8 protein-coding genes are annotated in these 13317 nt (G+C 74.3%); 6 read left to right on the top strand and 2 right to left on the bottom strand.

Annotated features, from left to right (window positions below):
* Positions 1-12: 12 nt before the first annotated feature.
* A complete protein-coding gene (locus CXR04_RS33895) occupies positions 13-1434 on the bottom strand; it encodes an NAD(P)/FAD-dependent oxidoreductase (RefSeq protein ID WP_101426015.1) in 1422 nt (473 codons plus the stop codon).
* Positions 1435-1624: 190 nt separating this feature from the next.
* Between CXR04_RS33895 and CXR04_RS33890 the strand changes: the two genes are divergently transcribed.
* From CXR04_RS33890 to CXR04_RS33865, 6 genes are all read left to right on the top strand, one after another.
* On the top strand, positions 1625-1867 hold the full coding sequence (locus tag CXR04_RS33890) for a ferredoxin (protein WP_101426014.1): 243 nt from the start codon (positions 1625-1627) through the stop codon (positions 1865-1867).
* 104 nt (positions 1868-1971) lie between these two features.
* Entirely contained in the window at positions 1972-3174 is a 1203-nt protein-coding gene (locus CXR04_RS33885) for a cytochrome P450 (protein WP_101426013.1), read from the top strand.
* Between the two features lie 4 nt (positions 3175-3178).
* Complete coding sequence (locus CXR04_RS33880) at positions 3179-4219, top strand: 3-oxoacyl-ACP synthase III family protein (RefSeq protein ID WP_101426012.1); 1041 nt, start codon at positions 3179-3181, stop codon at positions 4217-4219.
* A 297-nt stretch (positions 4220-4516) separates the two neighbouring features.
* Positions 4517-6418 carry an HAD-IIIC family phosphatase gene (locus CXR04_RS33875; protein ID WP_101426011.1) on the top strand — a complete coding sequence of 634 codons (1902 nt, stop codon included), beginning with the start codon at positions 4517-4519 and terminating at the stop codon, positions 6416-6418.
* Positions 6415-7452: an alpha/beta fold hydrolase gene (locus tag CXR04_RS33870; RefSeq protein ID WP_101426010.1), complete on the top strand. Its 1038-nt coding sequence runs from the start codon at positions 6415-6417 to the stop codon at positions 7450-7452. Before CXR04_RS33875 ends, CXR04_RS33870 begins: the two co-directional genes overlap by 4 nt.
* Positions 7453-7906: 454 nt before the next feature.
* Positions 7907-8677 (top strand): AfsR/SARP family transcriptional regulator, encoded by a 771-nt coding sequence (locus CXR04_RS33865; RefSeq protein WP_101426009.1) that lies wholly within the window; start codon positions 7907-7909, stop codon positions 8675-8677.
* Positions 8678-8800: 123 nt separating this feature from the next.
* On the opposite strand, the gene CXR04_RS33860 is transcribed toward CXR04_RS33865, so the two are convergent.
* Complete coding sequence (locus CXR04_RS33860; protein ID WP_101426008.1) at positions 8801-13306, bottom strand: beta-ketoacyl synthase N-terminal-like domain-containing protein; 4506 nt, start codon at positions 13304-13306, stop codon at positions 8801-8803.
* Between the last annotated feature and the right edge of the window lie 11 nt (positions 13307-13317).

Genomic DNA, 13317 nt, shown 5'->3' with positions numbered 1-13317 from the left:
CGCGGGCTTGGGCTACTTCGCCGCCGCCCGCAGCACCGCCGCCTCCGCGTCCTTCAGCGGCGCCGCCGTCAGCGGCGGCCGGGCCTGCTGCCGCATCGACGCCAGGAACTCGGGCGTCTCCAGGCTGCCCAGCGGTGCGGTCAGCGTGGTGACGGCCGTGAGGGCGTCGCAGACGCGCTCGTTGACCAGGGACGCGCTGGTGACCAGGTCGGCGAACCCCTGCCGCTGCGCGGCCTGGGTGGTCAGGCGGGGGTCGCTCACCGTGGCCTTGTTGTCGGGGTAGCACAGGTCCTGCGAGGCGGAGAGCAGCCACGGCGCGTCTGCGGCGGCGGCGATGGCCTGCTGCGCCGTACGGGCCAGGCCGGGCTTCAGCCCGCCGGCGCGGCTCAGGCAGGTCTCCAGGGCCCGGGCGGACCGGGCGGCGACACTCATGCCGTGGCCGTGGATGGGGTTGAGGGACACGACGCAGTCGCCGAGCGCGACGAGCCCTTCCGGGCGGTCGGCGAGGCGGTCGAGGTGCATGCGGCGGTTGAGGGTGCTGCGGGTCGTACGCACCGGCGTCAGCGGCTCCGCGGCGTCGACCAGGTCGGCGATGATCGGGTCGCGCAGGCTGCGGGCGAACTCGGCGAAGCGCGCGTCGTCGGCCGTCGGCTCGCCGCCGCGGGTGCCGGAGAGGGTGATGATCCAGCGGCCGTCCTCGATGGGCAGGAGCAGGCCGTTGCGGCCGGGCTGCCCCGTGCGGTGGTCGGCGTAGACGCTGACGACGGGGAAGTCGGCGGCGCCTGCGGGGGCGCGGAAGACGCGGGTGGCGTAGGTGAGTCCGGTGTCGACGCTCTCCTCGGCGGCGGGCGGCAGGCCGAGGTCGGTGAGCCAGTGCCGCAGCCGGGAGCCGCGGCCGGTGGCGTCGACGACGACGTCGGCGGGCAGTTCGCGCGTGCCGCCGTCCGAGGTGCGTACGCGGACGCCGGTGACGCGCGTACGGTCGCCGAGCAGCCCGTGCGCCTCGGTCCTCGTCAGCACCTCGGTGCCGGGGTGGTCCAGGGCGGCCTCGCGGACCGTCTGGTCGAGGAGGGGACGGCTGCAGGTGAGCGCGTAGTGGGAGCCGGGGAAGCGGTGCTGCCAGCCGTAGGCGCTGTAGAGGACCATGTCCTCCTTGACGCCGATGCGGTGGGCGCCGGCGGCGCGCAGCCGGTCCAGGGTGCCGGGGAGCAGCGCCTCGATGGCCTCGGCGCCGCCGGACCAGAGGATGTGCGCGTGCCGGCCCTGCGGAACGCCCTTGCGGGGCTCGGGCTCCTCCGGGTACGTGTCGCGTTCGACCACGGTGACGTGGTCGACGTGGTCCCGCAGTGCCCGGGCGGCCAGCACGCCGGCGAGGCCGCCCCCGAGTACGACTCCGTGAACTCGGGTGTCCGGGCCCCGGGTTGCTTCCGCCATTTGCTGTTCCGCCCTTTCCGTATGGTCCGGTGCCGGGCGATTGCCGTATGCCGCCCGGCTCACCATGCGGGCCGCGGCTTGGGGGTGACTTGCCGGTTTCTAAAGCCTTTTCCGGCTTACGAAGGCGGAGGTGAATGGCCTTACGCTACGGGTCGGTTCAACGGATCCGAGTTTCCGGAAGGATGCTCTCATGCGGGATTCCTCCATGCAGGTCGAGACCGAGATCGAGCGGTGCGTCGCGTCTGGCATGTGCACGCTCCTGGCCCCGCGGGTCTTCGACCAGGATGAGGCGACAGGTCAGGTCGTGGTGCTGGACGAGCGCCCCGCCGAGGAGCAGTGGGAGGCGGTGGACGAAGCCGTGCGCTCCTGCCCGGGACAGGTCATCCGGTTCGAGGAGTCGGCCGAACCTGCCGAGCCGGCCGACGCGCCTTAAGCCCGCCCAAGTCCGCCTTAAGGCCATAACCCGAGGCTGGGCGGAAAGGCGTGGACCGGCGGTGCCGGCCCCGCGGCTTCGCATGCGGAGGAAGGAAACGCGTCATGTCGGACACGCTGTCCACGCCGCCCCGGCGGTTGCCGACCGAGCGGCCGCGCCCGCTGGACCCGCCGGAAGAGCTGGGCCGGCTGCGTGCCGAGGAGCCGGTGAGCCCGCTGCTGTATCCGGACGGGCACGTGGGCTGGCTGGTGACGAGTCACGCCGCGGCCCGTAAGGTCCTCAGCGACCAGCGGTTCAGCGCCCGGGGCGACATCAAGAAGGTGCCGTTCGAGCTGCCCTCCGGCGGCCGGCCCTGGGAGAAGGTGCCGCCCGGCTTCTTCATGCACATGGACCCGCCGGACCACACCCGCTACCGGCGGCTGCTCACCGGCCAGTTCACGGTGCGGCGGATGAAGGCGCTGGAGCCGCGGATCGAGCAGATCACCGAGGAGCACCTGGACGAGATGGAGCGGCAGGGGCCGCCCACGGACCTGGTGCCGTCGTTCGCGCTGCCGATCCCCTCGCTCGCGATCTGCGAGCTGCTGGGCGTGCCGTACGGCGAGCGCAAGCGTTTCCAGGACCACTCGACGACCGTGATGCGCATCGGCTCGTCCGGTGAGGAGGTGGCGGCGGCCTTCGCCGCGATCTACGGGCTGATCCACGAGCTGGTGCAGCTCAAGCACAAGGAGCCCGAGGACGACCTGCTGAGCGGGCTGATCGCGACCGGTGAGCTGAACGACGCGGAGCTGACCGGCATCGGGATGCTGCTGCTGATGGCGGGGCACGAGACGACCGCCAGCATGCTGTCGCTCGGCACGTACGCGCTGCTGCGCCACCCCGGCGAGGTGAAGCGGCTGCGGGAGGACCCGAAGCTGTTCGGCAACGCCGTCGAGGAGCTGATGCGGTACCTGACGATCGCCCAGTTCGGCGTGCCGCGCACCGCGCTGGAGGACGTCGAGCTGGAGGGCAAGCTGATCAAGGCGGGCGACGGCGTCACCGTGTCCCTGTCGGCGGCCAACCGCGACCCGGGGCGGTTCGAGGACGCGGACGGCTTCGACGTCAGCCGCTCCACCTCCGGGCACATGGCGTTCAGCTACGGCATCCACCAGTGCCTGGGCCAGCAGTTGGCCCGGGTGGAGATGCGGATCGCGTACTCGGCGCTCTTCCGCCGCTTCCCCGACCTGCGGCTGGCGGTCGAGCCGGAAGAGGTGCCGCTGCGCGCGGAGGCGACGATGTACGCCGCGAGTTCGCTCCCGGTGGCCTGGTGATCACGTGCTCGTTCTGAACCGGGAGAACGACCTGCGGGTCGCCGGCCTCGGCACGGCGTCGCCCGGCCCGGCCATCGACAACGCGACGCTGGGCCGCCGCATGGGCCTCGGCCCGATGTGGGAGCAGTGGGCGGAGGCGTTCGTCGGCACGAAGTACCGCCATCTCGCGGTGGATCTGGAGACCGGTGAGCCGCGGTTCTCGCTCGCCGACCTCGGTGAGACGGCGGGCCGGCGGGCACTGGCCGCGGCCGGCCTGGAGCCGTCGGACGTCGACGTGGTCGTGATGGGCACGGCGATGCCCGACATGCTGATGCCGACGACGGTCAACGTCGTCGCGGACCGGCTGGGCATCGACCAGGTGCCGACGTACCAACTGCAGTCCGGGTGCTCGGGCGCGGTGCAGGCGCTGTCGGTGGCGGCGGGGCTGCTGCTGTCCGGCGGCCACCGCACGGCGCTGGTGCTCGGCGGCGACGTCTCGGCGAAGCTCGTCGACCCGGACATGGACGCCGCGGCGCTGCCGCCCGCGCAGTTGGTGAACCTCATGCTGTTCGGGGACGGTGCCGGCGCGCTGGTGCTGACCACGGAGCCGTCGCCGGGGCCCGCGCTGCGGGCGGTGTTCACCAAGCTGGTGGGGCTGGGCAAGCAGCCGGGGCAGACGCTCGACTGGTACGGCGCGAGCCGCCGGTTCGACGGCCCGCCGGTCAGCGAGGACTACAAGGCGATCGAGGCGGCGGTGCCGGAGATGGCCGCCGAGTCGGCCGGGGAACTGCTGGACGGGCTGGACTGGAAGGCGGACGAGCTGGCGTACGTGCTGCCGCCCCAGCTCTCCGGGCGGATGACGGCCAAGATCCGGGAGCGGATGGGCGCGCCGGAGGCGCAGGAGGTCTCCTGCGTCGACGAGACCGGCAACAACGGCAACGCGCTGGTGTTCTTCCAACTGGAGCGGCTGCTGCCGAAGCTCGCCGCGGGCGACCGGGCCCTCGGCGTCGCCATCGAGTCGAGCAAGTGGATCAAGTCGGGCTTCGCGCTGGAGGCGACCGGCTGACGGGGTCGCAGGGGGTGTCAACGGGCGCCGTGCGCCGCTGTGTTCACGCAGCGGCGCGCGGCGCCCGTGGCGTACGGGCTCACGGTCCCCGGGGGAGGCAGGGGCGCCCGCGGGGCCCGGAGGCCCACCTCGGCGGCAGCCCGGCGCGCGCGGCGCCGCCGCTGCGTACGACCGCTTTAGACCCCTCCAAGGCCCCGTCAAGCCCCGCTGGCGAGCCTGGGGGTGGTCCGCCCGCGCCTCTCAGGTCGCGCACGCCCGGCGGCCCGCCGCGCTGCTCCACCAGGAGGTGTGAGATCCGTGTCCGCTGCCCCCGCTCCCCCGCCATCCACTCCGGATCCCGTCGCGGAGCTGCACCGGTCCGGAAGCCTGGTCGCGGAGTACCCGAGACTCCCCGCCCTGCTGCACGGCCTCGGCGAGGACGAACGGCAGCGCGCCGGCCGGCTGCTGTCCCGTCTGTCCCCCGACGAGGTGCGCGCCGTCCACCCCGGCATCCCGACCGTGTCCGTCGCGGTCACCGGCCACGGCACGGTCGCCGGCCTCGTGCCGCCGCTCACCATGGAGCTGGCCCGGCACGGCATGCTCCTGCGCTCCCACGTCGCGGACTACGACAGTTGGCTGTTCGACCTCGCCGACCCCGCTAGCGAGGTCTACGCCGCCGGCACCGATCTCGTCGTATGCCTGCTGGCCGCCGGGATCGTCTTCGACGAGGTGCCCCGCCCGTGGCGGCCCGAGGACGTCGAGCGGGTGCTGACCGAGAAGGTGCACCTCCTCGGCAAGCTCGCCGCCACCCACGGCACCTCCGGCTCCGGCACCCTCGTCTACACCACGATGCCGCTCCCCCGGGAGTTCACCGCCCAGCTCGTGGACCACCGCTCCCGGGCCCGGCTCGGCGCCGTCTGGCGCGAGGCCAACGCCCGGCTGCTCGGGCTGATGGACGAGCACCCGGGCCTCGTCGTCCTCGACCTCGACCCGCTCCTCACCGGCCCCGCCGCCCTCGCCGAGGACCGGCTGGCGACCTACGTCGGCACGCCGTTCGCGGCCGAGCTGACCGCCGCCGTCGCCCGGGAGGTCGCGCACCTCGCCCGCGGCCGGTCCGGGCGGGCGAAGAAGGTGCTCGCGGTCGACCTGGACAACACGCTGTGGGGCGGCGTGCTCGGCGACGACGGCCCGGAGGGCATCGAGGTCGCCGACGGCCGTACGGGGCGCGCGTTCCAGCGCATGCAGCGGGTGGTCAAGCAGCTCGCCTCGCGCGGGGTGCTGGTGGCCGCCGTCAGCAAGAACGACGTGGAGCCCGTACGCGAGGTGCTGCGCGACCACCCCGAGATGACCCTGCGCGAGGACGACTTCGTGCGGGTGGTCGCCAACTGGTCGCCCAAGCACGACAACCTGCGGGCGCTGGCCGAGGACCTCAACGTCGGCCTCGACTCGTTCGTCTTCGCCGACGACAGCCCGTACGAGTGCGGCCTGGTGGCCCGCGAGCTGCCCGAGGTCACCGTGCTCCACCTCGACGGCGACCCGGCGCTGCACGCGGGGCGGCTGCTCGCCGACGGCTGGTTCGACGTACGGGACCTCACCGACGACGACGTCCGCCGCCCCGAGCGCTACCGCGAGGAGCTGGTCCGCAAGGACTTCCTCGACTCCTTCTCCTCGCTGGACGACTACCTGCGCGAACTGGACGTACGGGTGGAGCTGACCGCCGCCGCCGAGGCCGACGTGCCGCGCGTCGCCCAGCTCACCCAGCGCACCAACCAGTTCAACCTGACCACCCGGCGGCTCCAGCAGGACGAGGTCGCCTCCCTGGCCGGCGCGCCGGGGAACCTGGTCCTGGCCATCCGCTCCGGCGACCGCTTCGGCGACAACGGCCTGGTCGGTGCGGTGTTCGTACGGACCGACGGGCCCGTGTGGCACGTCGACAACTTCCTGCTGAGCTGCCGGGTCTTCGCGCGCGGCATCGAGCAGGGCTGCCTCGCCGCGCTGCTGGAGTACGCCAGGGCCGAGGGGGCCGAGGCGGTCGCGGCACGGTACGTGCCGTCGCCGAAGAACGGCAAGGTCAGGGACTTCTATTCACGGAACGGCTTCGACGCCCACGGGCACGCCGAGGACGGGACCGCCGACTTCCGTCACGAGCTGCGGCAGATCGACGCGGTGCCGGGCCACCTCGCCCTGACCGTGCGCTGGGCGCGGGAGGGAACACGATGAACGACGTCACGGAGCTCAAGGAGTTCGCGCTCGTCCACGCCAAGGCGCTGCAACTGCCCCCCGGGCAGTACGAGAAAGTGCTCGACCGCATCACCAATGACGAGGACGGCGCCCCCGGCTCGTGGACGGCGGAGTGGTCGGCGGCGGCCGCGGAACTCGACGACGCCGGGCAGTTGCTGCCCGCGTTCCTCTGCTACACCATGGCCCGCTTCCCCGTCGTCGACGGCCCGGCGCGGCAGGAGGCGTACGAGAAGTGCCGCTCGGCGTTCGACCGCTGGCGCGCCGGCCAGCAGGGCATCGAGCGGGTCACCGCGCCGCTGGCCGACGGCGAGGTGGTGGCCTGGGCCGGCGGTCTTTCGGCGGCGGAGCCGAAGCCGGTGCTCCTGGTGACGGGCGGAATCGTCAGCCTCAAGGAGCAGTGGGCGCCGGTGACGCTCCAGGCGGCGGCGCTGGGCATGGCCATCGTCGTCACCGAGCTGCCGGGCGTGGGCGAGAACACCCTCCCGTACGACCGGGAGAGCTGGCGGATGCTGCCCGCCGTGCTCGACGCGATCGCGGACCGGGCCGACGTGGCCGACACGTACGCCCTCGCCAACAGCTTCGGCGGGCACCTGGCGCTGCGCTGGGCCGGGCACGACGCCCGGCTGCGCGGCATCGTGACGTCGGGGGCGCCGGTGAGCGAGTTCTTCGGCGACGCCGACTGGCTGCGCGGCGTGCCCGGCATCACCCGGCACACGCTGGCCCGGCTGACGCGCACCGCCGGGGGCGACGACGGCGCGCTGCACAAGGCGCTCGCCGGCTGGGCGCTTACGCCCGGGGAGCTGGCCGCGCTGGAGATCCCCGTCTGCTACTCCGCCAGCCTGCGCGACGAGATCATCCCGGCCGGGGACCCGGCGTTCGTACGGCAGCACGTGAAGCAGGTCAGCATGAACGAGTTCGACGACGTGCACGGCGCGCCGGCGCACGTCCAGCAGACCGTGGACTGGACGTTCGGCTCGCTGCTGGCGATGCGCCAGGGCCACGCCCCGCGCTGACGCCGCTCGGCGAGCCCCTCCCGGCCTCCGGCCTCTCCGCCGGGGTCCCACGACGGCCGCATGGCCCCCTGTGCGCCAGGGGCCATGCGGCCGTTGCCGTACGGAACGGGGCACATTCCCGCGGCCGCGCACTCGGATATCGGGCAGCGGATACGCTGCGGTGAATACCGGGCATTTGCGAGAACGACGGATGATCACGACGCATTGGCCGGGGGGCGTGAATGCCCCTCACACGCCGCTGCGCGCCCTGCGCAATACCCCTGACAACACGTAGGGGGGACTTAGGGGTGGGTAGGGGTTTCGGCACCCCCTACCCCCTCCATAGCCTGCAAAGACCTGTACAGCATCGCCGCGTCACACACAAGCTCCCCTGCCTGTAGCGGCGAGAGAATTGAACAACAGTGCCATGGAAACTGAGCACTTCGGCCTAGAGAAATTCATCGGGGGTTGAAAAGTGCAGTACGAAATACTCGGACCCGTCCGAGTGGTGGACAGTCGCGGCAGCAGATTCGTGAGCGCCAAGAAGATGCAGGTGCTCCTCGTCCTGTTACTGATCCGCGCCCGGCAGGTGGTCTCGATCGACGAGGCCATAGCCGAGATCTGGGGGCAGAACCCGCCGCGCCGTGCGACCGCGGGCATCCACGTCTACATCTCACAGCTCCGCAAGTTCCTCGGCGAGCCCGGCAGCCGGAACAACCCGATCCTCACCCGTCCGCCCGGCTACCTGCTGCACCTGGAGGACGACGAGTTCGACGTGGACCGCTTCCAGGAGCTGCTGCACCGGGGGCGCCTGCACCTGAAGGAGGGCCGGCCCGAGCAGGCCGTCACCGCCTTCGAGGACGGGCTCTCCCTGTGGCGCGGTCCGGTCCTCGGTGACCTGTGCGACGGCCCGATCATCGCGGGCTTCGCCACCTGGCTGGAGGAGACCCGCCTGGAGTACCTGGAGTGGCTGATCGAGGCGCAGTTGAGCCTCGGGCTGCACCGGGAGCTGATCGGCCGGCTGTCCGCGCTGACGGCGGAGTACCCGCTGCGGGAGACGTTCTACCGGCAGTTGATGCTCGCGCTGTGCCGGTCGGAGCGGCAGGCCGACGCGCTGCGTACGTACCAGCAGGCCAGGACCCGCCTCAATGAGGAACTCGGCCTGGAGCCCTGCCGGGCGCTGCGCAACCTGCAGCAGGCCATCCTCGTCGCGGACGAGCGGCTGGAGCTGCCCGCGGCGGTCTGACGGCCGCCCGGGCCGGTACGGCGAGGGGCGGGCGAAGCCACCGGCTTCGCCCGCCCCTTCGGCTTGTCCGCCCCCGGGCGCGGGCCCGTGATCGGCTACGGGCCCGCGGCAGAGCTTCAGGGGTCAGGCCCGTACCGGCTGCCGCAGCCGCGCGGCCATCTCCGCCAGGACCCGCCCGCCGCTCTGGTCGCCGTGGACGAAGAAGTGGTCGCCCGGTACGACCAGCAGCTCGAACCCGGCGTCCGTCAACGGCCGCCACCCGTCGGCGTCCTGCTCCGCGACCACCGGATCGCCGGCACCGTGGAACGCGGTCACCGGCACCTGCAGCGGCGCCTCCGCCGGGTCGTGCCGGTAGCTCTGCACCACCCGCAGGTCCGAGTAGCCCGCGCCGTCCATGGCCACGTCCGCCTTGCCCGCCAGGTGCTCGCCCAGCTCCGCGCGCAGCGCCGTGTCGTAGAGCCGCGGCTGCGACCGCCGTACCCGCGCCAGCTCCTCGTGCTCCGGCATCTGCTCGTAGCCGAGCCGCTGGGTCACCGCGCGCAGCCGGGCGCCGAGCGGGTTCTCGCCGCCGGTCGGGGCGCTGAACGCGCCGACGAAGAGGTGCCGCAGCAGCTCCCCGTACTCCGCGCCCAGCCGGTGGGCCAGGCGGTAGGCGAGGAGGGCGCCCATGCTGTGCCCGTAGAAGGCGAACGGCCGGTCAAGATACGGCTTGAGCGCCTGCGCGACGGCGTCGACGGCCTCGTCGGCGTCGACGAGGCAGCGCTCGTCGGCGCGCTCCTCCCGGCCGGGCAACTGCACGGGCACGACCTCGACACCGCCGTCCGCGCCGCCCGGCCAGTCCCGGTAGAGGGAGGCGCCGCGGCCGCCGTACGGGAGGCAGAACAGCCGCACGGCGGCGTCGTCCTGCGGCGTGACGGGCAGCCAGAGCCTGCCGTCCACGTCGTACGGGCGGGGTACGGCCGGCTCGTCGCCCGCGACCGACCCGCAGAGCCGCTCCACCACCTCGTCCAGCGACGGCCCGGCGATGAGCAGGTCGACCGGGAGGTCGACGCAGGTCTCGGCGCGTACCCGCTGGCGCAGCTCCAGCGCGGCGAGGGAGTCCAGGCCCGTCTCGGCGAGCGGCCGGCTGCTCGGGACCTCGGCGGGCGGCAGTTGCAGCAGCTCGGCGACCATGCCGGTGAGCAGGTCCCGCAGCGCGGCGGCGCCGTCCGGGCCCTGGAAGCGCTGCCGGGCCGCGTCGTCGCGTACCTCGTCGGCGGGCGTCTCGTACGCGCCGGTGCTCGGGCTGATGACGCTGATCTCGGTGCCGCGGCCCCAGCCGACGGCCGTGCCGTCCTCCGCGCACAGCAGGTGCTCGCCGACCAGCAGTTCGCCGACCGGCGCGGTCAGCCGGACATGGCACCACAGGGCGCCCTCGGCGGGCGCGCCGAAGCCGACCTCGCCGAGGCGGGCGGTCATGAACAGGTCCCGCTCGGCCAGTTGGGGCCCGGCGGCGAGCGCATAGAGCTGCACGCAGGCGTCCAGCATCCCGGCGGGCACGGGAAGCGCGCGCTCCGGGCGGCCGGCGGCGGCGCCGGTCTCGGCGGGGGTCGGCAGGCGGAAGCGTGCCAGCACCTCGCCCTCGCCGAGCCACGCCTCGTCGACCCACTCGACAGACGGGCCCAGGGGGACGCCGCGTTCGGCCATCTGCCGGTAGAACTCGGCGCCTTCGAAGCGTACGGGGCAGCGCTCGCGGATCTCCGCCCGCGCCGCCTCCGGCAGCGGACCCGGCTCCGCTCCCCCGCCGCCGGGGCGCAGCCGCCCTGCGGCGTGGCGGTGCCAGCCCTCGTCGCCGGAGGTCTCCGGCGAGGTGTCGCCGGCCTCCCGGCTGTGTACGGAGAACTCCGCCCAGCCGTCGCCGTCCGCCGGGCCGACCGCCAGATGCACGGTGCGCTCCTGCCCGCGGGCGAGCGTCAGGGCCCGCTCGAACCGCAGGTCGTCCAGGCGCAGCCCGGGGCCCGTGCGGGCCGCGGCGGCGAGCAGTTCCTGGTAGTAGCCGACGTGCAGGACCCCGGCGGTGTCGGCGACTTCGGGCAGCGCAGCGCGGCTGGCGGCGGTCGTGTACTGGCGCTGCGCGAGGGGCGAGGCGACCTGCCGCAGCCCGAGCGCTCCCCTGGGCGCACCGGCCCCGGACGCCGCGGGAGCGGCATCGAATGCCGCGGCGTCCGGGCGGTGCGTACGGCGTCGGAACGTCTGGCCCGGCAGGTCCAGCCGGGTCCGCTCGTAGCCGTCGTCGCAGGCGGACCAGTCGACGTCCTGTCCTGCGACGTGCCGGTCCGCCAGCCAGTCGAGGAGTTCGCACCAGATGTCGTCACCGGACAGCCCGCGGACCTCGCCGCGGTCGGGCCGCGCCGCGGGGCCGCCGACGTGGACGAGGGTGTCGTAGCCGTGCGCGGCGAGCGCCGCGGCGGCGGCCTCGGGGCGGACGCCGGGCCCCGTGCGGAGCCAGAACCCGGGGTCGGCGGCCTGGTCCGCGCCCGCCTCGCCGGCGTCTGGCCCGTGCAGCAGCCGTAGCCCGCGCGGGCGTTGCGGCAGCGCGTCCGGCGCGTCGGCGGCGCCGTGCCGGGCGGCGAGCAGGGCGCCGGCGGCCGGGGCGTCGAGGGCGCCGCTGAGGACAGCGGCGGCGAGGTCACCGGGCGCGGCACCACCGGCGACGGCGCCGGCGGCGAGGCCCCAGTCGGCGAGCGTGCGCACCAGCGCGATCTGGCAGGCGACGGTCCGTACGTCGGCGGCGAGCGCGGCGGGCGCGTCCGGCTCCGCCGCGGGAACGCGCAGTTCCGCGGTGCACCGGTCGACGTGCGCGCGGAAGCCCGGGTGGGTGGCGTACAGCGTCTCGGTGATCCGCTCCGCGGCGGGCGCGGTGGCGTCGAGGAGGAAGGCGACCGGCGGCGCGGGGGCCCGGTCACGGGCGCCGACCGCCTCGGCCGCCGCGGTCTGCCGCGGGACCGCGGCCGGTTCGGGGCCTTCGCCCGCGGCGAGCGCGGTGAGCCGGCGCGCGAGGTCGTCGCGCGAGGCGGTGACGAACGCGGTGCGGTGGGCGAAGTGCGCGCGGCGCGCGGTGGCGGTGTGGCAGAAGTCGGCGAGCGTCGCGTCGGGGTGCGTCGCGAGCCACTGGCCGTGCCGCGCGGCGGCCTCGCGCAGGCCCTCGGGGTCGCGCGCGGAGAGCGCGAAGACGTGCGCGGGGCGCTCGGGGCCCGCGGTGCGCGCCGGTTGGGCGTCCGGCTCCGTGAGCACGACGTGCACGTTGGTGCCGGAGAAGCCGAAGGAGCTGACGCCCGCGGTACGGGCCCGGCCGTCGCCGTGGCGCGGCCACGTCGCCGTACGGTCGCACAGCGCCACCGGCAGCCGCTCGACGCCGAGGCGGGGGTTGGGCTCGTTCAGGTGCAGCCCGCCGGGGAGTTCGCCGTGGCGCAGCGCGAGCACGGTCTTGATCAGGCCCGCCACCCCGGCGGCGGCCTCCAGGTGCCCGATGTTGGACTTGACCGCGCCGATGCGCAGCGGCGCCGCGGGGTCGCGGTCGGCGCAGAGCACGTCGGCGGCGGCGCGTACCTCGATGGGGTCGCCCAGCGCGGTGCCGGTGCCGTGCGCCTCCAGGTAGTCCACGGCCCGCGGCTCGACCCCGGCCGCGGCCACGGCGCCGGCGATCAGCTCGCGCTGCGCGCGGCCGTTGGGGACGGTCAGGCCGCTGGTGCGGCCGTCGTGGTTGACGGCGGAGCCGCGGATGAGGGCGAGGACCGGGGCGCGTACGGCCGCGGCGTCCGAGGCCCGCATGAGGGCGACCATGCCGCTGCCCTCGGAGCGTACGTAGCCGTCGGCGGCGGCGTCGAAGACCTTGCACTTGCCGTCCTCGGCCAGCGCCTCCATCCGGCACAGCGCGACCATCACGGCGGGCGACATCATGGCGCTGACCCCGCCGGCCAGGGCGGCGGTGCACTCGCCGCGGCGCAGGCTCTCGACCGCGAGGTGCACCGCGAGCAGCGACGACGAGCACGCCGTGTCCACGGCGAGGGCGGGGCCGCGCAGCCCGAAGGTGTGCGCGATGCGCCCCGCGGCGACGCTGATCGCCGAGCCGGTCGCGGTGTACGGGCCCGCCGCCCGCGGCGACCGGGGCAGCAGGGTGTTCTCCGAGCCGGAAACGCCGACGAAGACGCCGACGCGCCGCTCGGCCGTGGTCCCCGACAGCAGCCCGGCGCTCTCCAGCGCCTGCCAGCTCGTCTCCAGCAGCAGCCGGTGCTGCGGGTCCATGTCGCGGGCCTCGGCGTCGGTGATGCCGAAGAACCCGGCGTCGAACGCGTGGGCGCCCTCGGCGAGGAACCCGCCGCGGCGCGTGTACGAGGTCCCGGGCTCGCTCCGGTCAGCGGAGTACCAGCCCTCGACCGGCCACCGGTCTTCGGGCACGTCCACGACGCCGTCGCGGCCCTCGCGCAGCAGCTCCCAGAACCGCTCGGGGCCGTCCGCGCCGCCGGGGAAGCGGCAGCCGAGGCCGACGACGGCGATGGGCTCCGCGGCCCGCGCGCGCAGCTCGTCGACCTGCTCGCGCAGGGTGCGCACGGCCTCCAGGGAACGCCTCAGCAGTGCCTTGTCCGTCATCGCCGTTTCCT

The organism is Streptomyces sp. CMB-StM0423, assembly GCF_002847285.1.
Taxonomy (GTDB): Bacteria; Actinomycetota; Actinomycetes; order Streptomycetales; family Streptomycetaceae; genus Streptomyces.
The sequence above is the reverse complement of the archived record's forward strand: the minus strand, read 5'-3'. Positions and strand labels throughout refer to the sequence as shown.